This window comes from Brevibacillus invocatus (genome assembly GCF_003710915.1).
In the GTDB taxonomy this organism is placed as follows: Bacteria; Bacillota; Bacilli; order Brevibacillales; family Brevibacillaceae; genus Brevibacillus; species Brevibacillus invocatus.
The window spans coordinates 184,095-210,136 of the sequence record NZ_RHHR01000013.1; the positions used below are offsets into that span (position 1 = coordinate 184,095).

Sequence of the window (26,042 nt, forward strand, 5' to 3'; positions counted from 1 at the left end):
ATCCCTGCCATTCACGCGCGCAGCATCATCCAACTGCTTGAGCGACTGAGTCATTTGCGCAAAATTGGCTGCCAGATTGCCTATCTCATCCCGGCGCAGGATATCCAGCTGTATCTCGTACTCGCCTTCAGCCAGCTTTTTGGTAGCCTGAGTCAAGGTAGCAAATCCATGTTCAACTCCGGCAAAAAACCTGTCGGCAGTCTCGCAGCCAATCCTGCACTTCCGCCAAATAACAACAGCGTGATCAGCGCGACTTTCCCCTTGTTCTCCAAGGCTTTCTGTAAGACCTCGCTATAAAGCAGCGCAATCCGTCCACCTTGGGGCTTTTTTTCCGCTTTCTTTTCTTTGCGTATGGTCATGCTTGCTAGCAAAGGCACAACCGTAACTGCTACGATCAATGAGGCAAGTAGCGACCATGCTACTGCTGCTGCGAAAGGCTTGAAGAAATCTCCCAGCATGCCGCTCACAAAAGCAATGGGCAAAAAGACAGCGACCGTCGCCAATGTAGACGAGGTAATCGCTCTGGCAACTTCCCCTACAGCAGCCAGAATCGTTTCATTCTGGCGTTCTTCTGTCTGAAAGCGCCTGAAGATATTTTCAATGACGACTATGCTGTCATCTACGACTCTACCGATCGACACTGTCATCCCGAACAAGCTCATCAGATTGATGGTGATGCCGTTAAATTTCATGAACATGACGCTGATGAGCACACAAAGCGGAATGGAAATCATGACGATGAATGTAGATTTCATATTTCGCAGGAACAGATAGATGACGAGAACCGCCATCATCATACCAAGTACACCCTCTTTGGGGATACCGTAAGCATCCCCAGCTTTGCCTGGGGTTCGCTTTCAATATTGATCACTAGAAACGAAAACACCCCACCCAATGCGACGAGTAGCGATAGGAGCACCACCATAGCCGGATTTTGCAAAGACGATTTGGTTAACCACCGCACTTTCATCCCCCCCTTTGCTCGATGTTTACCGCTTGCTGCGGTGATCGCTCTGCCCACAATATAGCTCCCCAATATGAACGATCGATGAACAAAACGTGGCAATATGAAGGAGGAGAAAAAAGAAAAAGAGGCGCCCGATTCGGAGCACCTCTTTATCATCCCTATTTATTCCAGTTCAGCTGCTACACGTTTCAATTTGCCTTCCAGCTCGTTCAGGTCTACCTTCATCTCCAACGCGGCAATCAGACCTGTGAAGTAGGAGGCAACCTGTTCCTTGACAAGGGCACGTTCCGTTTCCACGATTGTGGAAAAGAGTGTGGAAAACTGGTCGCGCAATTGCTCGCTTCCGCCAGAGACATAGGCAGATACAGGCTCTTGCAGGCGCTTTTCCAAATCCTCGCGCATTTTCACTCTGCCATCCTGTTCAAAGAAATCCTTGGTGTTCTTAAACAGGGAGAGCGCAGGTTGGAAGGCCTGGCTGGTTACAGGCAAATCCTCCGCGAATGTCAGCGTCTCTACCTGCCTCGGCTGATATGGAGACAGGGAGAGACTGGTCGCGTGGGCCTGAACATCACGTTGCCACTGCTGGATCAGCGTGACTCCTTGTCTGTTCATGTACTTCTCCAGTCGCAGCGTGGTCGCACGCAGCTCCTGTGCCAGATCATAGCTGATCGAACGGAGGAGATCCGTCAGACAGCCTTGCAGAGCCTGCTTCATGTTGCGTCCATCCTCTTTTAGGACAGCCGGGTTGAAGGCAAAACCAAACAGCTCGTTGAAGCGGAAAAAGAGACGTTGCTTGACGTAGAAAAGCAGTTCTTCTCGCTCTTTGTCCAAATCCCGCTCCATCGAAGTGACCGAGAGAGCATCTACTGCAGCCAGCGCCGCAGCCTGCGCTTCGTTGGCCGCATCCCGACGAGCCAGACGTTCGCTTTCTCCGGACGTTGCCATGCGCATAAATTCGGACAAGGTTTCATGTGCCCTGCGAATCTCAGCGATTGCGGCATTGACCGCAATCTGGGTCAGCTCGTCGATGGTAAAACGCAGGAAATCTTGTTCAAAATGAGCCATTCCAGACAGGGCAAATCCTTCTTCCGCTGGCATCAAAGGCTCACCTTCTGCTGTCTGCGTGCGTTGACGGTACACTTTTTCAGCAGATCCAGCAAGCTTGCCAGCCTCAAGCATCCGCGCCAGCAAAGCAGTCTGACTGGATACCGGATAGATCCGAGGTAGGCGAATTCCGCAGGTAAGCAGGTTTTTCTCTACGTGCGTAATGACACCCTGCAGCTCTTCTTCTGAGGCAGCCAAATCAGCAGCATTCACGATGAAGAACATCTTGTCCATCTCAAAGGTGTCCTTTACACGTCCCATCTGCAGCAGGAATTCGCGGTCAGCCTGGGAGAAGGCATGATTATAGTAGGTTACGAACAGAACAGCATCCGCGTTTTTCATGTACTCAAAGGCAACTCCGGTGTGACGAGCATTGATCGAGTCCGCACCGGGCGTGTCCACCAGGACGATTCCTTGATCCGTCAGCGGGCAAGAGTAGAACAGTTCGATGTACTCGGCAAAGCACGCTTTTTCTTCCTTGGCTACGAAGCCTTTGAACGCCTTCATGTCTACCAGCAACTCGCCGCCGAGATGATCCGCCATCTCACCTAGACCCTTCGTGACGGCTTTTAAGAAGGTGTAGTGAGGTTTCGCGGTTGGAGGGATTTGCGCTACGTCAATTTTGTTCAGTTCGTCCAAAGCGCCCTCCAGATCGGGAGCGGACAATCCGAATACAGCCAGGGAACGGAGCACGTCCTGTTCGATGGCATCTCTGCTTTTCAGCACGACACGAACGGTTCCATGGGGCTGTTCCTCGGTTGGAGGCATAATTTTGTTGATTGCAGCCGTCGTCGGATTGGGCGATACCGGCAGCACCAGATCTCCCATCAAGGCATTGGCAAACGACGATTTCCCCGCACTAAAAGCCCCGAACAAGGCAACAGTAAAGCGGTTGGCAGTCAAGCGATCTGCACGATCCAGCATCGCTTGCGCCTGATTCTTCATACCCGGTACATCTGTGATTTCTATACTTGCACGCCGCAAGCGCTCCGCTGCGGCAAATAGCTTCTCTCTCAACTGGTTCATAATCGTACGTTACGCTCCTTCTTGCAGGATCGCCTGCAACTGTTCTTTGGCGGCTTGCTCTTTGGATGCGAGCTTCGTCAATTCCTGATGAACCTCTGCCATTTTGCGCAGATCAGCCAATCGCTCCTGCAGCTGTCCATTCTCTGCCTTTACCTGCTGTTCCAGCTTCGCCACGACCTGCTCGATGAAAGCGAGACCTGCACGTCTGTACTCCAGCTTGATCCCATTGGAAAGATCGTTGCAGTAATTCATCACATACTCGCGAGAGCCCGCTCCATCCTTGATGTGAGAAGCGAGGAACTCCCCTGTCAACGCAATGCTGGTCGCATGCACTGCAGCGTGATACGCTTCGTCGCGAAGTTCGTATGCCTGTGGCTGCTTCGCCATCAATTCTTTGAAGTGGAAATCGAGATTGCCCGCCACTTTTTCACGCAGATCCGCCAGCAACGCCTCTTCCCTCTTGGCCTTCTCTTCCTCTGTCTTTTTTCCTGCGAATAAAATGCCCGCTTTAAATCCAGGTTTGCGGCTTTCCAGGTAGCTCTGTGCCGCTTCAGAGGTGCTGAAATAGGTCAGGCGAGCGTTGTCCAGGAGAACACCCAGCTCCTTCTCCATCTGTTTGCGCGCATCAGCCGTGCGGTTGGCAAGTGCCTGAGCTGCTGCTTCAGCCTGCTGCAAGGCACGGACGACCTGCTCCGCATCATGGCTGTCCAGCCCTTCTACCTGCACTTCGTCCAGCTTGCCTTCTAGCTCTCGACGTACTTCCTCATTTCGGTTCTTCAGCACCTGCACATGCTCGTCGACCAAATGCTCTGCTGCGCTACGTACGCTGGTCACAACCAGCTCCTCGCGATTCGAGATCAAGCGAGCCAGCAGGGCCTGAAACTCTTCATACTGATTTTCATCATGATCGGGTTCTGCCAGCGAGGTATAGAAAATCCCGTCCGGATGGATGTTCCAGGTCTCAAACGCGTCCTCGACACTTTCTTTGTAGCTGTCAAAATCAAGCTCAAAATCAATGTGCTTATCGATCATATTGACCACCAAATAGACCGGTTTTCCCCGATCCTTCAAGGTTTTTGTAAAGTTGAAGTTCTCTTCAGCCTGGACGTGGTTGTAGTCCATCATATAAATCACGACATCTGCTAAATGCAGGGCGGATTCTGTCGCGATCTTGTGAGCAGCATCTGTCGAATCAATTCCCGGCGTATCCAACAGGCTGGCTTGTTCATGGAGGAAAGTTCCTGGGTACTGTACCTCCACCCATTCAACGGTATCGCCATCTACAGCGAACTGCTTCAGCTTCTCCATCTCTGTATCTGGATCGAATGTAACGACTCCGGTATCTTTGGTATAAACACGCGCAGCCTTCTCACCACCGCGAATTTTCACGACGTTTGCACTCGTCGGAATCGGGTTGGAAGGCAGCAGCTTTACTCCCAACAAAGTGTTGATCATCGTCGATTTTCCCGCAGAAAAGTGTCCGCAAAAAGCGATGTTCAACTCCGCACGTTTCGTTTTATCAGCCAACTGAATCAGCTTGCCCGGCGTCTGCTCGTCGCCGCTTTCCTTCATATGTGCAGCCGCTTTTTCCATCAGATCTGCCATCCGGGCAAAATCCGTCTGCGGTTCCATCACTTGCGTATGAGGCATCTTTACCACCCTCTCCAAATCCATGCTCTCTTTTTTATCCCACCATATCTACCAAGCCGAATGTATCATACCTGCTGGGGTTGTTCAATTATTTGTGTGAAAGTTTGCACGTGGAACTTTCATCCGCATACTTCCCCTCTGATTGGAAAAAATCGCACTAACATCTTATTCACATCCTGGCGGGGAGGGACTCCTAGATGTACAGCGAGAATCAGAAGTCGTCGGAAGCCCATTTCCCGCAGGAACTATCCACGAGTTTGCAGGAAAATATCGCGATTTTCAAGAGCTTGTTCAGCCATGCGGAAGACATTTTCTTGTGGCGGTAGCAATTGATGCACCCAGAACGGATGAAGCAGAGAAAAACGCAGATAAGGAAGCCCCTGGCAAGCCAGAAGGTCAACAGCGCTATCTGGTCACCCAGCAACGAGTGGTTCCAGCGAGCATGGCGATTGGATCACAGCGCGGAAACGGCCAGGGATCGAAAGACAGGCCCTTTTATAACATCGCCTCGGAGGGGATTCCCTGTTCGAAGCGTCCAGAGAAATCGCGACTCGTTCCGGCCGCGCCCCTTTTTACCAGCATTTGAAGGTTGTGGTCATCTCTGAACAAATTGCCAAGTCCCCGAATGGATTCGCCAACTCCATAGATTTTTTTCTGCGCGATCCCGACCTCAGACGAACGAGCAAAATCTTGATCTCGCATGGCATGCTTTTGCGCAAGAGATTATGAGGCTGAGTCACGACACGATCAGTAAAGTGCAAAAGCAGATGAAAGTGGACGTTCTACGCTTGGATAGTTAGCTGAAACAAAACCATCACGCTTTATGGAAAACGATCAAGCAAGATTGGCATTCAGGAAAACGTCTATTTGAAAAAAGCATGATTTCGGTGGAAGCTCGTGTCTTTATCCGCAACATCGGTGAAATAAACCGCTCAGGGTACTGATAAGGAGGAGAACGAGCGTCATGACAACCTTTTTTGGTGAGATTACGATCTATCTCATGATCATTGGCATCCTGCTCTCTGCTTTGGTTCCCTTCGTCCTGGATCGAATCGTCAGCAAACTGCACGAGCTTGGCGATCCGCCGTGTAAAGCAAGAAAAAAGGATAAGCAATAAGGGCCCGTACATCCAACGATCTGGAACGTACAGGCCCTTCTCACGGTTTTATTTTTCAGCTAACAGATCAGCAAATGCCTTGGCGTATGGAGGCAGATCAGGTGGACGACGAGAACCTACGATGTGTCCGTCTACGACGACCGGCTCGTCGACCCAGATCGCTCCTGCATTCTCCATGTCATCCTTGATGCCGGGCGTGGATGTCGTGGTTACACCCTGCAAAATTTTAGCCGAAGCTAGTACCCAGCCCGCGTGGCAAATATGACCGATCGGCTTTTTCGCCTGGTGCATGGCCTGGACGAAGGAAATAACCTCCGGATAGCGGCGCAGCTTGTCAGGCGCCCAGCCCCCTGGCACCAGAACGCCGTCGTAATCAGCCGCATTCACATCCGCCATCGCGATTTCCGCTTCGCAGGGAACGCCGTATTTGCCTATGTAAACCTGTTTGGCTTGTGGTCCTACCAAATGAACGACTGCTCCCTCCTCCCGAAGTCTCAGCACTGGGTACCAAAGCTCCAGATCTTCGAACTCCGACTCGACGAAGCAGACTACTTTCTTGCCAGATAATCTCATGGAATCAGCCTCCCTTTCCTTATCATTGTACAGGTAGGAAGCCCTCTATGGAAACCTCCATGAGACTTTACTTTGCCCGGGCTTCTGTGGAGGAGATAAAAAAGAAGAAAACCCTCCAAGTTCTTGGGATTCCTGCTAGAGGTCATCCCTGCCCGGCTCTATAAAAAAAGGAAATCCGCTTCCAAAGCAGCCGGTTCAAGATGGATCTCATGGGTGGACGCTAAAGGCAGGTTTCTCTTTTTTCATTCCGCTTCGGTTGGAATCCCAAAGACTTTCGCTTGAAGCTGTCCTCAGGAAACAGGACAAATAAGCGCAGATCTTGGAGCGTTTTCTCCTGTTTCCTGCCCACCACTACAGCTGGATCTTTTCATTAAAAAAAGTGAGAAACAGGTTTCATACGCTGTTTCCCACCTTATAGCGGTGATCATATGTAATGTAGATGGTGCCGGTAGAGGGACTTGAACCCCCACGGTTTCCCTCACGATTTTGAGTCGCGCGCGTCTGCCAATTCCGCCATACCGGCATAAATAAGTCAGCAATATTCGACATTTTTCGCAAATCTCGCTGACACTTAAATACTATACAGACAAATTGATACGCACGCAATACCGGATATTTTTTCCATTTAACAAGCACTGAGATGGTAGAAAATCTGACATAAAAGATTGATTTATCAGGCTCTAACAGCATTTTACCGGCAGACCTTCCTCTTTCTATTTTATTGATTGACAAAAAACTGCCACCACTTCGTATCGTCTCATCTTCTGTTTATTCGACAATTTCATTTTCGCTTGTTGACGCAGTTGAGCGGAAGGTCGCACCTATGCTAGGAGAAGATCCAGCTTCACAGAAATATCTCTGAGCCCATTTGTTAGAGGGGTTTCATGGAAACAACAGAATACCATCGGACTCCCGGTTACATATGGAGTTTTCGTAGATCCGCCAAATTACAATCCTGATACCGACCCATTTTCATGGATAGCTGGGGTAGAAGTTCTCCATGATGCGGAGCCGCCAGAGGGCATGATTTCATACGAGCTTCCAAAAGCACCCTATGCTGTCTTAGACTACAAAGGGGACATCGACAGGGCTGGGGATGCTTATGGACAATTATATGATTGGATCACCCAGTCAGAATATGTGCAAGCAGGGTCTTACGGATTCGAAATGTATTCCAAGGTTTATTCGATGACAGAACGGCAAAACGCTGAATTTTCATTATATTTTCCAGTTCGAAAAAAGTAGTTTTACCATCCAGATCAAATGAAGAACCCCCCTGTTAGCTGGGGGTTCTTCATTCTAGCCCAAGATAGATCCTAGCTCAGTTTCTGGCCACAATTCGGACAGAAATTGGCGCCTTCGTTCTTCGCTCCGCAGTTTGAACAAAAGTTCGGTTTTTTCCCCTCAGAAGTCGATGTCGAAGGGGCATTTGCGGCCTCAGCCGAAACCTTTTGACCGGCATTCATATTTTTCATCATTTCGTTCGCAAGGTTCATCCCCATCATCATGCCAGCCATGTCCGAAGCAGCTCCACCGCCTTGGACGTTGCCTGATACGATGCCGTCCGTCATGGCAACCTGTTGATACTTTTGCAGATTTCCGATCATTTCGTAGGATGCTGTCTTCGTGATCTTATCTTGAATTTCTTTCGGATAGTTGAAGCTCATGACTTGAAAGCCTGTAATCGTCATCCCGATGTCCATCACTTGCATATCAAGGTCTTCACGAATGCCTTTGGCAATATCAAGCGCATTCGCTTGCAGATTGAACATATCTTTTCCTTCCCGGCTGATCCACTTCATCAATAACTGGTCCAGCACGGAGGTAATCCGGATTTTGACGTCATCCACAAGATAGCTTTCTTTTACCCCGGCAATCTTATCAATCAGCGTAACGTAATCATTGACTTTGAAATTGAACGTGCCATTCGCGCGGATCGGCATGCCTCCTGGCAGCTGGGGAGTCGGGATCAGCACCGGATTTTGCGTTCCCCATTTGACCGTGAACTCCTTGGTATTCACGAATAGGATTTCCACTCTCATCCCACTGTTGAAGCCAAATTTAAACCCTTTCAACGTGGAGAGGAATGGAACGATCTCAGAAGCGATCTGATACTCCCCTTCATCCTCAAATATCCCTTCGATCTTTCCGTTATTGATAAAAATGGCGTCTTGGCCGGAGCGAATGATTAATTTGCTTCCTTTTTTAATCTCCCGGTTGCTCCACTTCCAAAAAATCATATCGTCTCTGAATTCTTCCCATTCCACTACATTCGCAAATTGATTTCCGAAAAATGACATGGTGCACCCTTCCTTCCTTTAAAAAGATCCTCTGCTGCTATGTGAGTGGCCTCCGCTGGTCATTCCGCCTCCGCTAGACGACCCGCCGCCCGAGCTATTGTTGGTGTTCCTTTCAATCTTCTGTTTCGTTACCGTTGTGTGAAGATAGTCATCACGGGAATCCAGAATCCCAGATGTGTGAGCTTCCTCGTAGGTACGGCTATTTACCGTTACGCGCCCCCCGGACCGATATGCCATCACAGCTACGCTGATCACTCCGATGATCAAGGAAACCGCCAATTGAAACCACGTATTTAAGAAAAGATTATCCGGTTCCCGATTCACCTCAGGGCGAGACGTCACATATTGATCTGCAGCATGCGTCGGTGACTGCACGGGAGGCGAGTAGTCGTTGTTGTAGCTATTGTTACTGTTGTAAGTGATATCCGGTTTCACCTCAGGAAGGACTTCCAAATAGGCGCTCGCGGTTTCAATATACGTTTGAAAGGCAAGCTTGTAGTCGCCGTTTGCTAAATCCGGAGTAATTTGAGAGCGTATCTCGTCAAGCCTGTCGTTGTCCAGATACGTCTCTGCTTTATAGAAACCTGCCAGGTACACCTCTCGATTGTTCATGTCCAAGGTCAAAATAACCGCATTGCCATGAGGCTTGTCGTATCCTGGTGCCTGCTCGTCGTAAAAATCTTCGGTCATGAGTTCCACGTCGATATTTTCTGGATTATCAGAAGTCCAAATGATGATATCCGTTTCTCTTAGTGCCCCCATTTGATTGGCCAATTCATTCAGTTCATCGATCTCATCCTGATTCAGCAGACCCGCCTCATCATAAATCAACGGTTTCAATCCCGCCTCTTCTGCCACACTTGTTTTCATTCCGATGGAGAAGCAAAGCCATACAGCGAAAAAGATCAGGACTGACAGCACTACTCTGTTCCTTTTCACCCTAATCCTCCCCCCATCATCCAGGTAACCAGCTTCAGTGAAAGGAAAGAGACACCTGATATTCCCGCAAACCAGGCGAGCACCTTCAGCTTGCTAATCGGTGGCTTGCCCACTACCTTGCCAGTCTGGCCATTCATGGCAAAGGTATATTCCAAGTTTTTGTAGTCATAATGGACCACCCATACTGGAAGAAGGGTATATTTTGCATCCCTGCACTTGGCATGAATGTTCTTTTCACTAAAACTCACCGATGTATATTGTGACACCGTAGATGATATATAAGAATCGATATAATCGCTGATTTTATCTTGCGCCCGTGGAAATAGCTCCTTGTAGTCATAGCTGTATTTTTCTGCGACGTAGCCAGCCAGATAGGCCGTGTTAAAGCTTTTTAACTGGTCGTATGGAAACGGCTCCAATCGATCCATCAGCTGGTCGTTCATTTTCTCGGAAGCATCGATCGGCACATTCACATAATTAAGGCGAATTCTGCGGTACACATCGTAATGCCGTGTTTCCGTATAGCGATAGTCCCCCTGCTCATACGTTCTCACTCTCTTACCGTGCGCATGGACCTCAATCGCATTATGTATATCATACAGCCAGAAGGGAACATACATCCCGGTTATTCCCTTGATGCGATCGGCTGCCATAAACTCATTGGGCACCAACAGACCCTTCCTGCACCATTTCCGAAAGGCCTGTACCGCTTCTTCCTTGCTAATCGCAAAAGGAATAACCTGTAGCGGGGCAAGCTCCCCGGTCAAACGATCTCCAAGTACGACGACAGACCCACAAAAGCTACAAGTGGTCGCAGTCGTCTCCGACTCAGTCATCACCACAGCCCCGCAGCTTTTGCAATGATATTCGGTTGCCTCACCTTCTGAAAAAACATGTACCTTCAAAGGATCAGGGCTATCCTGAATATCTTCGTTTCTACCGCAGCTATGACAAGACAACATCCCGGTCTCACTGTCAAAGACCATGCCACTGCCACAGTTTGGGCATTTGTAATCGATAATAGGCATTCGCTCACCTCTATATGGAAGAAAGGGCTATTCCTTCTTACCTTTTTCAAATTGCTCGAACAGCTCGTCAAAATTGTCCTTCTTTTCTGCCCGAAGCTCGGCAATAGCCATAGCTTCATCATAGGTACGGTTTACCTTTTCTTCAAAGGCATCGAACACCGCATCATTACCGTTCATCGTCGAACCGATCGAATTCAGTTTTTGCTGAATTTTAGCAGCTGCCAGCTTCTCCTTCAGCTTTGCACGCCTTGCTTCCAGCTGACCAATATCGGCTTCCAGCTTTGCTTGAATTTGCTTCATGCTGGCGACGTTTGCAGCAGCTGTTTCATACACCGCCTGGAGCCGGGCTTCTTTCTCTGCCAGCAATTCCTTCTTATCCTGGAACTTTCTCGCATTCTCGTCATCGCCAGCTTCCATGGCCTTCTCGGCATAATGCTGCAGCTTTCGGATCTCCGCCGTACATTCATCCAGCACTCTTTTAGCCCGCTTTTCATCCCCCAGCATGGAAGCAGACTCGGCTTTGACCTGGCCGAGATCACTGTTTACGCTGCGCATGAATTCATCTATCGTCTTCTCCGGATCTTTGCTCTTCTCTAATAATGCGTTCAAATTGCTGCTCATAATATCTCTTATCCTTGACAAGATTCCCATATGCTCCCTCCAGTCGATAAGTCTTCTTATAATCATATTACCTTTTATTTGAGGAAAGGTTTCAGTTTCTGTAAGATCGTGCTCCCAAAAACCTTGCTCATGCCCACCTCCTCTCACTCTTAGCCTGCCATGAGCCCGCTCTATCTTCTCCCCCTGCACGGCGCACAGCAGCCCGCCAAAAACCTGCGTCTACCTGGCTTGTCAAAAGGATAGTCAAGCGGATGACGACCCACTACAATCCAGCGCCCCCGTACTTTTTTCAATTGATAGACACGGAAAAACTGGTCGCTTGGATCAAAAGCAAACCACACGGCAATGGTCACGCGCCGCGTCCCTTTTGACAATACCTTCGTTTTCACAATAGGCGGTGCCCCAATCCCATCACCTACCGGCACAGCCAAACGACCTTTGATCCGACGCAAATCGAGGTTACCTATCACGCGGTTGGCCAAGCAGGTGGTCATGTTTTTACGTAAAAACCGGCGAATTTTGGGTACGGAATGAAACCGTTTAGGCAGCAATACCCCTCGTCCCCCTACACGCTTTCTTGCTGAAAACACAATGGTCCAAAATCCTCTCTCGGCAGCTCTAATGGTTTGAATCCATTTTTTGCGCATCCGGCATTCCTCCCTTCTAAAAGGGTATGCTTCCGACTACTGTTGCGGTTGGGCACTCTTACGGATGGGCGGCCGCCATTCCTGCATAACCCCGGGGTAAAAGGGCAAAGTAAAGGGGTATGAGTTGATAAGATAGGAGGATGAACAAATGCCGAGTCAGATCAACACGGATTCCCTGAAAAAAGCGGAAGTTTCCGCTACACTTGCAAAAACCATGATCACCCAGGCCATCGAACAGTCCGCAGCGAATCCCCAGCTGGCGGAGGAAGCATTGAAGCAGGCAACACAAGAGATTGCCCAAGCTCAAACGATGATTTCACAGGTACAATCGACCATTCAAACCCAACAGCAGCAACAACAGCAACAACAGCAACAGCAGAAATAATTGCAGCTGCAAGCCAAACAGGCAGAATCCGGTTGACGGTCCTGCCTGTTTTTTGCATTTTGTGTTGTTCTTTCATACAATCAGGCTTGGAGTCACAACATACATGGTGAAAGGTGGAGACATCCAATGCCCAAGCTAAACGGCATCAACCATTTCCTGTTTTCCGTCTCAGATTTGGAGCGCTCGTTTGTTTTTTATCGGGATGTCTTGGGAGCTCGCCCTTTGGTAAAGGGAAGAAAGCTGGCTTATTTTGAATGGAACGGATACTGGCTTGCCTTGAATGAGGAATCCAATATCCCGCGCAAGGAAATCCATGACTCGTATACGCATCTAGCCTTTTCAATCGACAAGGATTCCTTTTCGACATGGAGAGAGCATCTGAAAACGCATCAGGTCAACATCCTGCCTGGTCGGGAGAGAGATGAACGCGACTTGCTGTCGATTTACTTCACTGATCCCGATGGTCATAAATTCGAGCTGCATACGGGAACTCTTCAGGATCGCCTCGCTTACTATCGGGATGAAAAGCATCATATGGTTTTCTTTGATTAATCAATCCTCCTCTTCATGGGGTACACAAGTTCGGCAAATATTGTCCCGAACCATTTATAAATTAACAAGAATCAAATGGAATCAGCCTTTTCTCTCATGCTGTTTTTTTATGCCAACAGCGGAGGGAAAGTATGTTTGGGAAAAAGCGATCAGAGATTGCTGTCGTAGCCAACCGCATCCAAGAAAGCAATATAACGGCTCCAGATCAGCTAGAAGGAAAGCTGAGATTTTTGCAAATCAATCAAGAAGACCTAGACCGGCTGAAACAATTGGATCCTTTGCTAAAGCAACATGTGGAATCGATTACAGAGCGTCATTACCTCATGTTAAGAGAATTTCGCACTTGATGAACATCATCGAAGACAATACAACCATCGAGCGTCTTTCCGATTCTTTCCGTCGATATCTGCTCTCTCTTTCCAAACAACGACCTTGGAACAAGCCAGTGCGGGCAAAGAAATTATTCAGTCGTCCCTGAACAGCTTTTTGACGATGACTACAGAATTCGAAGGCATGCAAAATAAAATCAACAATCTCCTGGACTCGCTTCAAAGTGTTTCTGCTAGCCGGTCGTCACTTCACTCATCGTTGTATACGCCTCGACAGATGTTTTTTTACCTCGCTCAACTCTTTCTTGGACAAGCATCTGGTCGAGGCTGTATGGCTTAGTCTAGTGGAGCGTGCTGCCCTGACCTTGCTTGCTACTGCTCCGGCAGTACGGATGCCAAAGGCCTGCATGGCCCATTGAATCGGAAACGAGATGGAAAATCGGCCATCCTCCGAACCGGCAAAATTCACGGCTGCTGCGCGATTTCCCGATGTCAACCAGACAGAACCCGAATCGCCTGGCAATGAATTGGCCCGGCTGCTGCGAATGACTGTCTGGTTGCGAAAACGAATCGTTCCCAATCCCCCATAGGAGCCGTAATCTACGGCTACGTCCGTGTTGATCGAGGTGACGACACCGCTGACCAGCCCTGTCGTACGTCCCACCTTTTTCAGACGACTTCCCAGTGAATAGGAGCGCACGTATCCGCGAATCCTCCCCACCCTGGCATAAGTGGGAGCAAGCATACGATTGTTCAGTGGAATGGACAAGGCTGCATCCAGATAATTCACTCCACTTCTACTGAGACGGACAAATCGATACAATCTGCCGATCCTGTCTCTGCCGTAGCGACCGCCATCTGCTCCTCCCGGCTGTAGCGTCTCTGTGTATCCCCCTGTATTATGTCGGTTCAAGACATGGTTGTTGCTCAGCAAAAAGCGCTGTGCCCGATTGGCTGCACGAGCCACGATAAGCCCTGCCGTTCCAGATATGCCGGGTCGCCCCACACTATAACCAGCTACTACTGGACGAATTCGGCTTCGCAGTGATCGACTCGTTGCTCTTGGTTTGAAGGCTGGATGACAGGAGCATCTTCCTGAGGTGACTCTCTGGACAGGTACTTGTACGCTTCTCCCCGTCTTTTTGCATCTGACTGCCACGCTTCGCGGACAGCTTTTTCGAATCGATGCACTCGCATTCAGCGTGTACATCACGACGCACATGCCGCCTGATCGATTTAATCCGTTGGCAAATCCGACGCCGATCCCGACCACACCTGGCATCTTGTGCCATCTTTTCACCAGTCTCTCCTTGGCTTGAAGCGCTTGTCTGTACGTAGACATGCAATCCCTCCCTTTCCGGATGCCATCACGATTACATCCTATGTCAAACTTGACCATGAACATTGGACAGATGCAGGAGGAAGAGTGCCTTTTTTGCCTTTGTAAAAAAACAAGGGTGATCCACTAGCAGTTGCCTGCTGTGGATCACCCTGTCCATGGCGCATCTTTGCTTGGATTACGAAGCTTCAGATACGGTTGTTTTGTTTTCTGTCATGGCTTGCTGCAAATTTTTGTTCCAGTGAACCAGAACGAGATTGAGCACGACCGCTGTCAAGGAACCGGTGACGATTCCGTTTTGCAGCAGCATTTTCATCATGGTAGGCAATTGATCAAACATGCTTGGCACAGCAGCGGAGCCAAGTCCCACCGCGATACTGCATGCAGCGATCAGCAGATTTTCGTTTTGACGCAGATCGACCTGAGACAAAATATTGATCCCGGATGCTACGACCATTCCAAACATGGCGACCATTGCTCCACCCAACACAGGGTTTGGAATAACAGTCGTCAGCGCAGCCAGCTTTGGCAGCAGACCCAATACGATCAAGATTCCCCCTGCGCCGATCATCACGTCGCGGCTTTTGATTCCGCTCAATTGAACCAGTCCAACGTTTTGGGAAAAGGCGGTATATGGAAAAGCGTTGAAAATCCCACCGAGCACGATCGCTACCCCTTCTCCACGCAAGCCTTTTACGACATCTTGCTTGCTAACTTCCGTATTGGTTGTTTTCCCCAGTGCGAAGTAAACCCCCGTCGATTCCGCCATGCTGATGATATTTACGAGGATCATGGTAATAATGGCCACAATGCTAAACTCAGGTACTCCGAAATAGAAAGGCTCCACGACACTAAACCAGGATGCTTCGCTTACCGTTCCAAAATGGACCATACCCATCATATACCCTACAACCGTACCTGCGACCAATCCGATCAATACCGAAATCGCACGGATAAATCCAGTTGTAAACCGATTGATCAACAGAATAACGATCAGTGTACCCAACGCTAGCAGCAGGTTGCGTGGTTGGCCAAAATCAGCACTGCCTTGTCCACCTGCCACGTTGTTCATCGCAACCGGAATGAGAGAGAGACCGATAATCGTAACCACAGAGCCTTGTACGACTGTCGGGAAGAATTTGAGCAGCTTCCCAAAGAGAGGAGCCGCCAGTACGACGAATATACCAGAGACAATAATCGCACCGTAGGCGGTGGCGAGGTTGCTCGTCGAGGCAATCGCGATAATCGGCCCCACGGCGGTAAATGTACAGCCCAGCACGACAGGAAGACGAATCCCGGTGTAGCGCGTACCAATCACCTGCAAGAGAGTGGCGATACCGCATGTGAACAGGTCAGCCGCAATCAAATAGGCGATCTGGGCAGGTGTCAGATTCAAAGCTCCCCCGATAATCAGGGGCACGACTACTGCACCAGCATACATGGCCAAGACATGCTGCAAGCCTAAGGTAACTACTTTTTGTTTGGATAGCATGACGGTTTGACTCTCTCCTCTTTATCCTACTTATTTTTTATACACGACTCGTAGCAGGCTCGATGAATTCCATATGATTGACGGACATGGACTTGATTCTTGCCAGCGATTCGATCCGAATACCGGTCTGCTCCAGTAATCCGCGTCCTTCCTGAAAGCTTTTCTCAATGACTGCACCGATACCCACGGTATGTGCACCGGATTCCTTGATAATCTGTGTAAGTCCGATGAGCGCTGCACCTGTCGCAAGAAAATCGTCTACGATCAGGACGCGGTCCTCCGCTGACAGATACTGGCGGGAGACACTGATCTGATACGTCTCCTGACGAGTAAAGGAGTGTACAGGAGCGGCGTAAACCTCTTCAGACAAGGTGATCGCCTTTTTCTTTTTTGCATAGATAAACGGTACGCCCAACGCAAATGCGGTTGCCATCGCGAAGTGAATGCCGCTCGCCTCAATCGTCAGCACCTTGGTAATGCCCTCATCTTTGAACAGCTCCGCAAAGGTCTGCCCGATATTCATGGTCAATTGCGGATCAACCTGATGATTCAGAAACGAATCCACTTTCAAGACAGATTCGGATAACACTTTCCCATCACGCATGATACGCTCTTGCAGTTCTTTCATTTCTGTTTGTCCCCCTCCATACTTTCCCTCTTCGCGCAGCTAAACAAATAAAGCCCAGAGCAGACAGGTCACTTGCTGGTTCATACAACCAACACCAAGTGAAACCTGTCCCTCTGGGCTTTTCTCCCTCAGGTGTAGCACAATGAAGTGCCAGCGCCGCTCGGACCAGCTTTTTCCAAACAGCCGTAGAAAACCCAATCAGGCCACAGGAAAAACGGAACCCTAGACGCTCTTTCACTCGTAGTCAGGCGATTTACGGTCACCCGGTAGAAACTGTTGGGCCTTATTCCCAAAATTATACGAGCATGCAGTATGCTTTTTCGATATTGACCAATCTATCATATCTGGCAAAGCGGGAGCAAGCGTTATTTTTTTGAAAAGAAAAGAATCCCACAAAATTTTGGATCAAAAAAAATAATCCCTCGGTCATCCGATCAAACCGAGGGATTTGTTTCATTTGAACCCTATACTTTTTTCTTCTTCTGACGTTGCCCCATCGAGATTTTCTTCCATTTATCCTTCTCTGCCGCCTGTAGTCTCGCATCTTCCTTGCGAGCCAGGTGGGCAAGCTCTCTTTGCAGCTTGCGATAGCTGTCATAGCGCGCCTGATCCAACGAGCCGTCTGCGAGTGCTGCCTGGATCGCACATCCCGGTTCGCGCAGATGCTGACAATCATGGAATCGGCAGTCTTCCGCCATCGACTCAATATCGTCAAAGGTCCCGCGAAAGCCTTCGTCCGCTTCCCACAGCTGCAGCTCTCTCATACCCGGCGTGTCAATCATCAACCCACCACTCGGCAAAAGAAACAGCTCCCGATGTGTCGTCGTATGACGTCCACGATCGTCTCCCTCACGCACGCCGCTGACTCGCTGCATCTCGACGCCACTCAGTTTGTTGATCAAGGTGGATTTCCCTACACCGGAGGAACCGAGCAAGGCAATCGTCTTGCCCACACCCAGATACGGGGAGAGCTGCTCCAAACCTTCTCCTTGCTCTGCACTCACTACATGTACGGGTACGCCAATCGCAACGGATTCTACCTCGTTCAGACGTGCATCCAGATCATCGCACAAATCCGCTTTGCTCAGCACGATGACAGGCGTGGCGCCACTTTCCCAAGCCAGGATCAGATAGCGCTCCATTCTGCGCAGATTGAAGTCATTGTTCAAGGCATTCACGAGAAATACCGTATCGACGTTCGTCGCCACGATCTGCTCTTCCACTGTCGATCCTGCTACTTTGCGAGAGAACTTGGATTTGCGCGGGAGCAGAGCGTGGATCGTCGCTTTCTTTTCTTCCGCTCGCGGGCTGATCACCACCCAGTCTCCGACAGCCGGGTAATCCTCACGCCCCGTTGCCTCATAGCGCAGTTTTCCTGTCACTTCACCCAGAAGCTCACCGTACTCGCTTTGAAGACGGTACACACGTTTATGTTCCAGCGTAATGCGTCCCACGCTGTAGCCTTGTTCGGCGTAAGGGGCAAAATGCTCTGCAAAAAAAGCATTCCAGCCCATTTTTTGTAAAATAGCTTGATCTTGTTTTCCTTGTTGATTCTGATTCACCTACGGATTCCCCCTGCAAATGGTTTGTACATAACATGCCTAAAACCAGTCACAGTAGAATCCTCATCTGGTAAACGGTATGTGGTTCGTTTAAAAGGAGGATTCCTGTGACCCGACTTCTGCGATCTCAACAATGCTCGTTTTTACCATAAAACATCTCTCCTTTTTTACCTCCATACCATGTCCCGATTGGTGGTCTGGATGTTTTCTACCCAATTATTGTAACATGGGGACTGCGAAATGCAACAGGATCAGTCGCCCCCGCCGCCTCCGCCATCTCCGCCTCCACTATCACTGCTACAGTCATGTCGACTGTCCGAACCATACGAAGAAGAACCTCCATCCCCAGCGGAACCGTACCTTCTTCTTTTCTTGCCTTTTTTGCCAGCATTCATCAACACAATCATGAAGACAAACACAAAAATGATTCCTACCACGAGCAACTCCATTCATCCGCCTCCTTTCGTCGCCTGATTTTGGCTTGAATTTACCGCTTGCGCAACGCACGCCCAAATACCAGCAAGATCGGCATGAACAGGACTGCCGCTACGATCAGCGAAGCCCGAATCGAATAACGGCTCCCAACCCAGCCGACAAAGGGACCACCTGCTGTTTGTCCCAAGGCATCGGTCTGACCCATCATGGAGAGGATGGTCGCCCTTACCTTGCCTTCGATGTTCAAGTTGAGCCAGGTATCATAGAGAGGCTCGATCAGTGTTCCCAGCATTCCGATCAGCAGCAGGGAGACAAGAGCCCAGGTAAAGCTGGGTGAAAAAGCAAACGCCAAAATGGCAGCGATCCGAAGCCCTGTCAGGACAAACATGCCGTTTAGTACGACACGCTCGTTGTTCATATCCAATCGCCGTTCAGTCAATCGAACGACAAAGATACTGAGAAATGTAGAAACGGCCGCGATCAACCCGAACCACATCGCCAGCGATAGGTTGGAATCCGGTATTCCGACCTCCAAGATCAGATGTGCTTCGCGAAGTCTGTCATACCCTTCTGAAGCAGCACCGCTGAATAAAGTAACCAGCAAAATCATCAACAGCACCGGTTGTCTACGAATGACTTTGGCTCCATGTAGCCATGTCGATTTCATCTCGTGCCAATGCGTTGTCCCCTCCACACGCTCTGGTCGGACAAAGCGCTGCTCCTGCATGAAAACAAGCAGGAAAACCCCCAACACCAGGTAGAGAAAGCCTCCGATCATGTAGGGCAAATGGGTTCCGAGTGTGGATAGAGCCACACTCAGCGCAATACCCGCTAGCGTCCCCATCAAGGAATAGCGCTTCGCCTTCAAAAACAGATTGCCCATTTGGCTGGCGCCGACTTCATCCACAATCCAAGCCGTATCTGCACCACTTATCAGGGTGTAGCCGATCCCGCATACGAACTGACTGATCAGCACCCAAACGAATACTGTGACGAGCGGAATGAGCCCATCTAGTGATGGAATAAAGCCTTGCAGGACAAATCCACTGCCGAGCACAAACATTCCGGCAATGACGGAAAGCCTGCGACTATAGGTGTCTGCCACCACACCAGTGATTCCTTCAAAAATCAAAACGGTCAACTCCAGCACCATCCCGACGATCAACAGCTCCAGCGGGTTCAGCCCCAGTGTCGCTATGTAGAAAATGGCATACGTCGTAAACATGGTGCTATTGGCAAAGGACTGGATAAACGACATGATCATATATAGATGTGACGCGTGTAACTTCATTTAACTGTGTCCACCCTTCCGGCAGACAACACGTCACGGTTCACTTGCGTATTCAGTTGTCCACGACCCTAGAAAAGCAAATGCGCACGTGTCGTTCTACCGCTTGTTTTTTACTCCGTTTTGTACGTTTTGAACAGCATGAGAAAATGTTTGCATGCAAGTACACCTCCAATTGAATTAACTTTATTATAACGGAATTGAAATAATTGGATACAGTGAAAAAACATGATTTCATTCTCCACAAAGGTCATGCCAAACCTTTTCTTGAATTGCCTGCGAGCCGTTGAAACATCTACGCCCATCGCTGCAAAGTCTTTCTCCGTCCATCGTTTCTCAGGTTCGGCTTCCACTGCATCGACCAGCTTCTGAACAAGTTCAGATACTTGATTGGGATGAGAGAGAGGACGACATCTCTTGCACGGTCGAAACGACGCCAGCAGTGCTTGCTCTGCCGTTTCAAAAAACTCGCAGTTCTCAAGCTTAGGCTTTCTCGCAGGGCAGGTCGGTCGACAGAAGACTCCCGTTGTTTTAACCCCGACATAAAATACACCTTCGTACTCGGTGTTTTTATCGAGAAGTGCTTGATAATAGTGTTCTTTCATTACCGAGTCCATCCATTTCCTCCTCGCCTACTGCCTCTATATGCATGATAACCATGTGACAAAATGGACGTGACCGAAAATCAGGCATGAATATTTTTTTTCGAAAAAAAGAACGTACCTTCTCGATTAGAAAAGTACGTTCTTCTCCTGATGATGACTATTTTGTCGCGCTTTCTTGATGCTTAATGACTTTTAACAGGCTCGCAATCGTGGAAGCATGCATCGCTTCGTGAACGAAGGCAAAGTTGCACAGCTCAGCTTTTTGCTCAAATTGCAACGGCCCCATCGTAATCGGAGAGTTCAAAGCTCCTTCCAACGCCTCAGGAGCGACTTCGGACAAGTGGTTCAACTGTGATGTCAGGTATTGCAGCAGCTCTTCCTTCGATGGCGGGGCATCTGTCCAATCCGCAGGTTTTGTTCCCATCTTGTAAAGTCCTGGATAGCCTTCCGGCAAGTCGATGGTATCGATCCCACACAGAGACAAGAAGGTATTCAGCGAGACGATAATATGACCCACGTTCCAGTTGACCGTGTTGTTGAAGGGGACTGGTTGAACGTTAAAATACTCTTCAGGTAAGGATTGCAGCTGGTGCACCAAAATTTTTCGAATGGATTTTCCCGAGTTTAAAATGGCCGTGGACATTCTAACATTCCTCCATTTATATAGAAAATACACACATTTCCATTGTACACCATTTACCTATCCTTCCGGAGTAAATCTTCTAGGCTTTTTTACGGAAAAAGCTAATGATGGAAAGCAGCAAAGCCAGACCAGAGAGAACCAAGGGCAAGCTGTTTCCGCCGCTGCCAGTGCCTTCGCTTCCTGCCGCAGGAGCTGCTGTTTCTGCCCCATGCGAGTGACCATGTCCGTCACCTGCTCCAGCACCTTCCTTGATGGTCGTCACGGAAGCAGGGGTTTTCGAATCCTGCTCTCCTGTCCACTCCACGACTTCTCCGTCCGTATACGTCTGGTAAGCTTTCCAAGCAACCTCACCCGCTTCTTTCGGGTTGGCGCCGACAAAGGCAAACTCCATGAATTCGTGAGCTTTGATACCGCCATCTGTCGCGGTCCAGATCAAAGCCGTATTTCGTCCCTCAGCGTCCTTTTCGAATTCATAGCTCCAGCCCGGCACTGGCTGTACGGTGCTTACCTTCACGCCTGACGGGAACTCCAGCTTTACCTTGACTGTATTGACGTCTTTTTCCACCGGGACACGCACCGTATATTTCTCATAGGCCCCAGTCGTCGTCTCTTTGGGATACACATTTACATGCGCTTGTGCAGCTGAGCTCAGTGTCAAAATCGCTCCTGCTACAAGCAGACTACTCATCCATTTTGTCGTTTTCATACCTACGTCCTCCTCTATTATGTTCCGGGATATTGCGTGTGGCTCATCCACAATCCAGCCAGCATTGCCACGATTCCCAACATCAATTCCCAACGCAACAAACTAGCCTGCAAAGTATTCTGCTGGCGCCAGTACCTGTTTTGTCTAAATGCGATTCCGAGCATGAGCAAGAAAGACGCTAGTTTGACATACAGCAGGTAGTTCCAGGTCATGGAGCTCTCCAAGAGACTTCCCACATCTGTCTGTACGGCCAGCATCAGAGCTCCGGTCAGTACAGCAAGGATTGCGGCAATAGCCACCATTCGCAAGAAGAAACGTTTGAAAACCGGGTTCCCTTGTTCAACCTGTCTGGATGTGAGCAGCAGATAGAAAAGCGCTCCAAGCCACAGGGCGACCGTACCTACATGCAAGAGCCGCAGGGCAAGAGACAGCCACACTGGTGAAATCCCCCATGCATGTCCGCCAAAAGCCTGTGTGCTGATCAGCAGTGCCCAAATGAACAGATACCAGCCTGTGACCATGCCAGGAATCACGAGCAGCAGCAGCCATAAGAGCGAGATCAGCAGCATGATGGCAAAGGGTGATTGGAGCAATACCCCCCAATTGCCTTGCAGCAGGATCGTGGTAAGAGACACAGCCGGCAGCGACTCGTCGTAGAGAAACCAAAGAAAAAACAATCCGATCACCATGAGGAACCACCCGATTTGCCTGCCCATCCCCAATACTTGTGTAAAAGAAGGCAATCCGAAGCGTTGTGCCCGCCAGGCGACGAAGTACATGCCACCTCCCAGAAGAAGGAGTCCTTGGGTCAGGTGGCGATATACGATTAAATAGGTCGAATCACTTTGTCTTTGTTCCGGCATGACTACTGTGGCACTTTTTTGACCAATCGAAAACGACAGCCTTTCCTCCACCGGGTGTCCATCCTCCGAGACCACAGCTACGATCGCGTTGTAGGTTCCCTGCGCAAGCTCTGGCAGTCGCACATTCACCCTGGAAGCATCCCCTGGCTGAAGGGTAGGCTGTTCCAGCCTGACCTCGATTCCATTCCAGTCATACAGTCGAATGGATACCAGGTCCGGCTCCAGGGTTTCGGTAAATTGAAAGGAGAGCTGACCGGGGTTTGTTTTCAGCACCTCTCCCTCCTGCGGCGTGCTGCCCATCAGGCCGGCGTGCGCTTGTACAGATGCCATCCCGCCTAAGCTGAACACGAGCATCAGCATGATCCACAGGGAGACCAGATAACGTTTCATACCTATCACCTTCCACTTTCGTATTCATAACACTACCAGAAGGATGGCGTGTACCATATGGCTCATCCGGGCTATTTCTCGTGTCGATATTTTGTAAAAAAAAGCCAGGACCGGATCTTTCCAGTCATGGCTTTGATTTTGCGATTTGGCTTATCGTCCACTCTTCATTTCTGTCCAGTAGCGATCGTATTCTTGCAGCGTTTCACCCACATCTACCAGCCACTCAGCGCGAGCGATGTCTGCTGGGTCGAGGAAGATCATTTTATTCGAACGATACTCTTCACTATGCAGCGGATACGCCTGTTCGTTCGGGTTGCTGTAGCCGATCGATTCGTAGTTCTTCACGCTTACTTCCGGATCCATCAGGTAGTTGATGAATTTCTCTGCCAATTCCTTGTTTTTAGCCCCTTTTGGAATCGCCATCGTATCTGCCCAGATGGTAGCCCCTTCTTTCGGGATCACATAATCGACATTGGCATTCTCAGCCTGGATATACGCTGCGTCACCAGACCATACAGAGCCGATCCACGCTTCCTCAGCGATCATTTTTTGCTTGATATTATCGGTATCAAAAGCGATGACATTCGGCATAAGCGTCTTCATATCTGCAAACGCAGTTTCAAGCTCAGTCTTGTTGGTAGAGCTGTTGGAAAAACCGTTCTTGATCAAAGCCATACCCATGACTTCACGCGGGTCGTTCAACAAAATCACACGGCCTTTGTACTCGTCCTTCCACAGGTCATTCCAGCTAGTTGGCTGTTCTTTTACGTAGTTTTTGTTATACGCGATCCCTGTAATGCCCCATGTGTACACAATGGAGTATTTGTTGCCTGGATCAAAAGGAGGTGTCTGGAATGTCGAGACGATGTTCTTCAGGTTCGGAACATTCTCCTTGTTGATCTCTTCCAAAAGACCAAGCTCGATCATGGTCGCAACCATGTAGTCCGATGGCTGGATCAGGTCATAGCCCGATGCGCCCGCCTGGATTTTTGCCAGCATCTCTTCGTTGCTGCCGTACACATCGTAGTTTACCTTGACGTTGAATTTTTGCTCAAAATCAGCAATCACATCGGGATCAAAGTTGTCAGCCCAGCTGTAGATGTTGAGAACCTGAGCGTCTCCTCCCGATGACGAAGAACAGCCCACGGCCGTGAATGCAAGTGCGGCGCTCAATACGCCAACCATCAATGATTTGAAACGTTTCAATCTTTTCATCCTCCTATCAATAGGTAATTGTCTTTGAATCCTTGCGTCTGAAAAGCTCTGCCACGATCACGAGTAGTACGGTACTGACGATCAGCAGCGTCGAGAGTGCATTGACCTCTGGTGATACGCCGCGTTTCACGAGTCCATAAATGTACAAAGGCAAGGTTGTAGAATTGGGACCTGCTACGAAAAACGAGATGATAAAATCATCCAAGGAAAGCGTAAAGGCCATCAAAAATCCTGCAACAATCCCTGGCATGATCAAAGGCAGGATCACGTACCGCATCGTCTGCCAAGGGGTTGCACCCAAATCCTGCGCGGCTTCCTCCAGCTCCTTGCCCATATCGGCCAGTCTCGCGGAGATGATGACCATGACGAACGGAATACTGAAGGTCGTATGCGCCATGATCAAAGTCGCTTTGCCCAAATCCATTTTCATTTGACTGAACAGAACGAGCAAAGCCAATCCGAGCATGATCTCCGGTATGACAATCGGCAAATAAATCAAGCCGTTGACGACATTTCGCCAGCGCAAGGAATAGTGCTTGATCCCGATGGACGCTGCTGTACCTAACACTGTAGCCAGTATACTGCTGATCAAACCAATCGTCAGACTGTTCGTGAGTGCCTGCATGACTTGTCTGTTTTCAAACAAAGAGATGTACCATTTCCAGGTAAAGCCGTTCCACACCGCATTGATCCGCGATTCATTGAACGAATAAAGAATCAGGATTGCGATCGGCAGGTAGAGGAAGACGATCATCAGCCAGGAAAATCCCGTCAACGCATTATTGCGCTTTTTCATGCTGATCCCTCCTTGGCTTCACCAGCTTGCGTAGCCTTGAAGTAAAGAAGAATCAGCAGCATGGACAACAGCATCAGGACGATGGACAAAGCCGATCCGAATGGCCAGTCACGCGCCGAGAGGAATTGGTTTTGAATGACATTCCCAATCAAAGCTGACTTCGCACCACCCATGACGTCCGGTACAACGAACATGCCGATCGAGGATACGAAGACCAGGATGGAACCCGTCACCACACCCGGCTTGGTCATGGGAAGTGTGACATGCCAGAACGCCTTCAACGGTGTGGCACCGAGATCGTATGCTGCTTCCAGCTTCCGGTGATCCATCTGCTCCAGGGAAACGTAGATGGGCAGGACCATGAAAGGCAGCAGCGTGTACACCATCCCGACGAGTACAGAGCCTGAATTGTAAAGAAGCGTCAGCGGTTCGTCGATGATGCCCAGCCATTGCAGGAGCGTATTCACGACCCCCTGTGAACGCAGGATGATCACCCACGCATAGGAACGAACCAGAAAGTTGATCCAGAAGGGAATCATCACGAGAAGCAGCCAGATTTGCTGCTTGGATTTATCCAGCCTGGAGATGTAGTACGCCAATGGATAGCCACACAGGATCGAAAATACTGTCGTAAGAACTGCGACGACCAGCGTATCCCAAAAAATCAGTCCGTACAAAGGGTCGAAGATGCGAATGTAGTTGTCAATCGTAAACTGATAGACAACTTGCCCGTACGTGCCTCTCGTTAGGAACGAGAGAACCAGCATCAGGATCATCGGCAAGACGAAGAGCGCCCCCATCCACACGAGTGTCGGAAGCGCGAGTAGTTTGATACGCTTTGT

The 26,042-nt window shown here is 49.5% G+C and carries 31 protein-coding genes, 1 tRNA gene, 2 pseudogenes and 1 riboswitch; of the genes and pseudogenes, 9 read left to right on the plus strand and 25 right to left on the minus strand.

What is annotated here, in order from left to right:
* Positions 1 to 27 precede the first annotated feature (27 nt).
* From EDM52_RS25145 to EDM52_RS09395, 5 genes and pseudogenes are all read right to left on the minus strand, one after another.
* Positions 28 to 159, minus strand: a pseudogene (locus EDM52_RS25145) (HAMP domain-containing protein); the annotation flags it as partial.
* A complete protein-coding gene (locus tag EDM52_RS09380; protein ID WP_122908737.1) occupies positions 153 to 797 on the minus strand; it encodes an efflux RND transporter permease subunit in 645 nt (214 codons plus the stop codon). The pseudogene EDM52_RS25145 and the gene EDM52_RS09380, both read right to left, overlap by 7 nt.
* The gene (locus EDM52_RS24600) at positions 794 to 964 is read right to left on the minus strand and encodes a hypothetical protein (protein WP_183184948.1); all 171 of its coding nucleotides are present in this window, start codon (positions 962 to 964) and stop codon (positions 794 to 796) included. The genes EDM52_RS09380 and EDM52_RS24600 overlap by 4 nt, the downstream gene beginning before the upstream one ends.
* Positions 965 to 1,129: 165 nt before the next feature.
* A complete protein-coding gene (locus tag EDM52_RS09390) occupies positions 1,130 to 3,097 on the minus strand; it encodes a dynamin family protein (protein WP_122908739.1) in 1,968 nt (655 codons plus the stop codon).
* Positions 3,098 to 3,106: 9 nt separating this feature from the next.
* The gene (locus EDM52_RS09395) at positions 3,107 to 4,747 is read right to left on the minus strand and encodes a dynamin family protein (protein WP_122908740.1); all 1,641 of its coding nucleotides are present in this window, start codon (positions 4,745 to 4,747) and stop codon (positions 3,107 to 3,109) included.
* A 197-nt stretch (positions 4,748 to 4,944) separates the two neighbouring features.
* Between EDM52_RS09395 and EDM52_RS25420 the strand changes: the two genes are divergently transcribed.
* The 4 genes from EDM52_RS25420 (at position 4,945) to EDM52_RS24605 (ending at position 5,864) form a co-directional block, all read left to right on the plus strand.
* Positions 4,945 to 5,073 carry a hypothetical protein gene (locus EDM52_RS25420; protein WP_276330101.1) on the plus strand — a complete coding sequence of 43 codons (129 nt, stop codon included), beginning with the start codon at positions 4,945 to 4,947 and terminating at the stop codon, positions 5,071 to 5,073.
* Positions 5,064 to 5,333 carry a hypothetical protein gene (locus EDM52_RS09400; protein WP_122908741.1) on the plus strand — a complete coding sequence of 90 codons (270 nt, stop codon included), beginning with the start codon at positions 5,064 to 5,066 and terminating at the stop codon, positions 5,331 to 5,333. Before EDM52_RS25420 ends, EDM52_RS09400 begins: the two co-directional genes overlap by 10 nt.
* Entirely contained in the window at positions 5,291 to 5,476 is a 186-nt protein-coding gene (locus EDM52_RS25825) for a Ger(x)C family spore germination protein (protein ID WP_477021205.1), read from the plus strand. Before EDM52_RS09400 ends, EDM52_RS25825 begins: the two co-directional genes overlap by 43 nt.
* A 235-nt stretch (positions 5,477 to 5,711) precedes the next feature.
* The gene (locus EDM52_RS24605) at positions 5,712 to 5,864 is read left to right on the plus strand and encodes a hypothetical protein (protein ID WP_183184950.1); all 153 of its coding nucleotides are present in this window, start codon (positions 5,712 to 5,714) and stop codon (positions 5,862 to 5,864) included.
* Positions 5,865 to 5,912: 48 nt separating this feature from the next.
* On the opposite strand, the gene EDM52_RS09405 is transcribed toward EDM52_RS24605, so the two are convergent.
* Complete coding sequence (locus EDM52_RS09405) at positions 5,913 to 6,437, minus strand: type 1 glutamine amidotransferase domain-containing protein (protein ID WP_122908742.1); 525 nt, start codon at positions 6,435 to 6,437, stop codon at positions 5,913 to 5,915.
* A gap of 440 nt (positions 6,438 to 6,877) precedes the next feature.
* A tRNA-Leu gene (locus EDM52_RS09410) sits at positions 6,878 to 6,960 on the minus strand.
* 335 nt (positions 6,961 to 7,295) lie between these two features.
* Between EDM52_RS09410 and EDM52_RS09415 the strand changes: the two genes are divergently transcribed.
* A complete protein-coding gene (locus EDM52_RS09415; protein ID WP_338068296.1) occupies positions 7,296 to 7,682 on the plus strand; it encodes a GyrI-like domain-containing protein in 387 nt (128 codons plus the stop codon).
* 71 nt (positions 7,683 to 7,753) lie between these two features.
* Here EDM52_RS09415 and EDM52_RS09420 read toward each other — a convergent pair whose 3' ends face one another.
* The 5 genes from EDM52_RS09420 to EDM52_RS09440 form a co-directional block, all read right to left on the minus strand.
* Positions 7,754 to 8,737 (minus strand): SPFH domain-containing protein, encoded by a 984-nt coding sequence (locus tag EDM52_RS09420; protein WP_122908744.1) that lies wholly within the window; start codon positions 8,735 to 8,737, stop codon positions 7,754 to 7,756.
* Positions 8,738 to 8,755: 18 nt separating this feature from the next.
* The gene (locus tag EDM52_RS09425; RefSeq protein WP_183184952.1) at positions 8,756 to 9,676 is read right to left on the minus strand and encodes a TPM domain-containing protein; all 921 of its coding nucleotides are present in this window, start codon (positions 9,674 to 9,676) and stop codon (positions 8,756 to 8,758) included.
* Complete coding sequence (locus EDM52_RS09430) at positions 9,673 to 10,704, minus strand: TFIIB-type zinc ribbon-containing protein (protein WP_122908745.1); 1,032 nt, start codon at positions 10,702 to 10,704, stop codon at positions 9,673 to 9,675. Before EDM52_RS09430 ends, EDM52_RS09425 begins: the two co-directional genes overlap by 4 nt.
* Positions 10,705 to 10,731: 27 nt before the next feature.
* The gene (locus tag EDM52_RS09435) at positions 10,732 to 11,355 is read right to left on the minus strand and encodes a PspA/IM30 family protein (RefSeq protein WP_122908746.1); all 624 of its coding nucleotides are present in this window, start codon (positions 11,353 to 11,355) and stop codon (positions 10,732 to 10,734) included.
* A 140-nt stretch (positions 11,356 to 11,495) separates the two neighbouring features.
* A complete protein-coding gene (locus tag EDM52_RS09440) occupies positions 11,496 to 11,972 on the minus strand; it encodes a hypothetical protein (RefSeq protein WP_122908747.1) in 477 nt (158 codons plus the stop codon).
* 148 nt (positions 11,973 to 12,120) lie between these two features.
* Here EDM52_RS09440 and EDM52_RS09445 point away from each other — a divergent pair, with 148 nt between their 5' ends.
* The 4 genes from EDM52_RS09445 (at position 12,121) to EDM52_RS25425 (ending at position 13,387) form a co-directional block, all read left to right on the plus strand.
* The gene (locus tag EDM52_RS09445; protein ID WP_122908748.1) at positions 12,121 to 12,357 is read left to right on the plus strand and encodes a hypothetical protein; all 237 of its coding nucleotides are present in this window, start codon (positions 12,121 to 12,123) and stop codon (positions 12,355 to 12,357) included.
* A 126-nt stretch (positions 12,358 to 12,483) separates the two neighbouring features.
* Positions 12,484 to 12,909, plus strand: a complete 426-nt coding sequence (fosB, locus tag EDM52_RS09450) for a metallothiol transferase FosB (protein WP_122908749.1) — start codon at positions 12,484 to 12,486, stop codon at positions 12,907 to 12,909.
* Positions 12,910 to 13,040: 131 nt separating this feature from the next.
* Complete coding sequence (locus EDM52_RS09455) at positions 13,041 to 13,256, plus strand: protoglobin domain-containing protein (protein ID WP_122908750.1); 216 nt, start codon at positions 13,041 to 13,043, stop codon at positions 13,254 to 13,256.
* Positions 13,256 to 13,387, plus strand: coding sequence for a hypothetical protein (locus EDM52_RS25425; protein WP_276330102.1), 132 nt, complete (start codon positions 13,256 to 13,258; stop codon positions 13,385 to 13,387). The genes EDM52_RS09455 and EDM52_RS25425 overlap by 1 nt, the downstream gene beginning before the upstream one ends.
* 104 nt (positions 13,388 to 13,491) lie before the next feature.
* Here EDM52_RS25425 and EDM52_RS09460 read toward each other — a convergent pair whose 3' ends face one another.
* The 13 genes and pseudogenes from EDM52_RS09460 to EDM52_RS09520 all read right to left on the minus strand — a co-directional run bounded on the left by EDM52_RS09460 (position 13,492) and on the right by EDM52_RS09520 (position 26,000).
* Entirely contained in the window at positions 13,492 to 14,580 is a 1,089-nt protein-coding gene (locus EDM52_RS09460) for a chymotrypsin family serine protease (RefSeq protein WP_122908751.1), read from the minus strand.
* A 175-nt stretch (positions 14,581 to 14,755) separates the two neighbouring features.
* Positions 14,756 to 16,069 carry a nucleobase:cation symporter-2 family protein gene (locus EDM52_RS09465; protein ID WP_122908752.1) on the minus strand — a complete coding sequence of 438 codons (1,314 nt, stop codon included), beginning with the start codon at positions 16,067 to 16,069 and terminating at the stop codon, positions 14,756 to 14,758.
* 37 nt (positions 16,070 to 16,106) lie between these two features.
* Entirely contained in the window at positions 16,107 to 16,697 is a 591-nt protein-coding gene (locus EDM52_RS09470; RefSeq protein ID WP_122908753.1) for a xanthine phosphoribosyltransferase, read from the minus strand.
* A 221-nt stretch (positions 16,698 to 16,918) separates the two neighbouring features.
* A riboswitch (purine riboswitch) is annotated at positions 16,919 to 17,020 on the minus strand.
* Between the two features lie 141 nt (positions 17,021 to 17,161).
* Positions 17,162 to 18,211, minus strand: coding sequence for a ribosome small subunit-dependent GTPase A (gene rsgA, locus EDM52_RS09475; protein WP_122908798.1), 1,050 nt, complete (start codon positions 18,209 to 18,211; stop codon positions 17,162 to 17,164).
* 299 nt (positions 18,212 to 18,510) lie between these two features.
* Complete coding sequence (locus EDM52_RS09480) at positions 18,511 to 18,708, minus strand: hypothetical protein (protein WP_122908754.1); 198 nt, start codon at positions 18,706 to 18,708, stop codon at positions 18,511 to 18,513.
* Positions 18,709 to 18,746: 38 nt separating this feature from the next.
* Positions 18,747 to 19,985, minus strand: a complete 1,239-nt coding sequence (locus tag EDM52_RS09485) for an MFS transporter (protein WP_122908755.1) — start codon at positions 19,983 to 19,985, stop codon at positions 18,747 to 18,749.
* Positions 19,986 to 20,221: 236 nt separating this feature from the next.
* Positions 20,222 to 20,599: pseudogene (locus EDM52_RS09490) on the minus strand (bifunctional transcriptional activator/DNA repair enzyme AdaA); the annotation flags it as partial.
* A 145-nt stretch (positions 20,600 to 20,744) separates the two neighbouring features.
* Positions 20,745 to 21,230 (minus strand): DinB family protein, encoded by a 486-nt coding sequence (locus tag EDM52_RS09495; RefSeq protein ID WP_122908756.1) that lies wholly within the window; start codon positions 21,228 to 21,230, stop codon positions 20,745 to 20,747.
* 79 nt (positions 21,231 to 21,309) lie between these two features.
* Positions 21,310 to 21,936, minus strand: a complete 627-nt coding sequence (locus EDM52_RS09500; RefSeq protein ID WP_122908757.1) for a YcnI family copper-binding membrane protein — start codon at positions 21,934 to 21,936, stop codon at positions 21,310 to 21,312.
* Between the two features lie 17 nt (positions 21,937 to 21,953).
* Positions 21,954 to 23,189 (minus strand): copper resistance CopC/CopD family protein, encoded by a 1,236-nt coding sequence (locus EDM52_RS09505; RefSeq protein ID WP_122908758.1) that lies wholly within the window; start codon positions 23,187 to 23,189, stop codon positions 21,954 to 21,956.
* 150 nt (positions 23,190 to 23,339) lie between these two features.
* Positions 23,340 to 24,395, minus strand: a complete 1,056-nt coding sequence (locus tag EDM52_RS09510; protein ID WP_122908759.1) for an ABC transporter substrate-binding protein — start codon at positions 24,393 to 24,395, stop codon at positions 23,340 to 23,342.
* A gap of 16 nt (positions 24,396 to 24,411) precedes the next feature.
* Positions 24,412 to 25,200: an ABC transporter permease gene (locus EDM52_RS09515; protein ID WP_122908760.1), complete on the minus strand. Its 789-nt coding sequence runs from the start codon at positions 25,198 to 25,200 to the stop codon at positions 24,412 to 24,414.
* Positions 25,197 to 26,000, minus strand: a complete 804-nt coding sequence (locus EDM52_RS09520; protein WP_183184960.1) for an ABC transporter permease — start codon at positions 25,998 to 26,000, stop codon at positions 25,197 to 25,199. The genes EDM52_RS09515 and EDM52_RS09520 overlap by 4 nt, the downstream gene beginning before the upstream one ends.
* Positions 26,001 to 26,042: the final 42 nt, after the last annotated feature.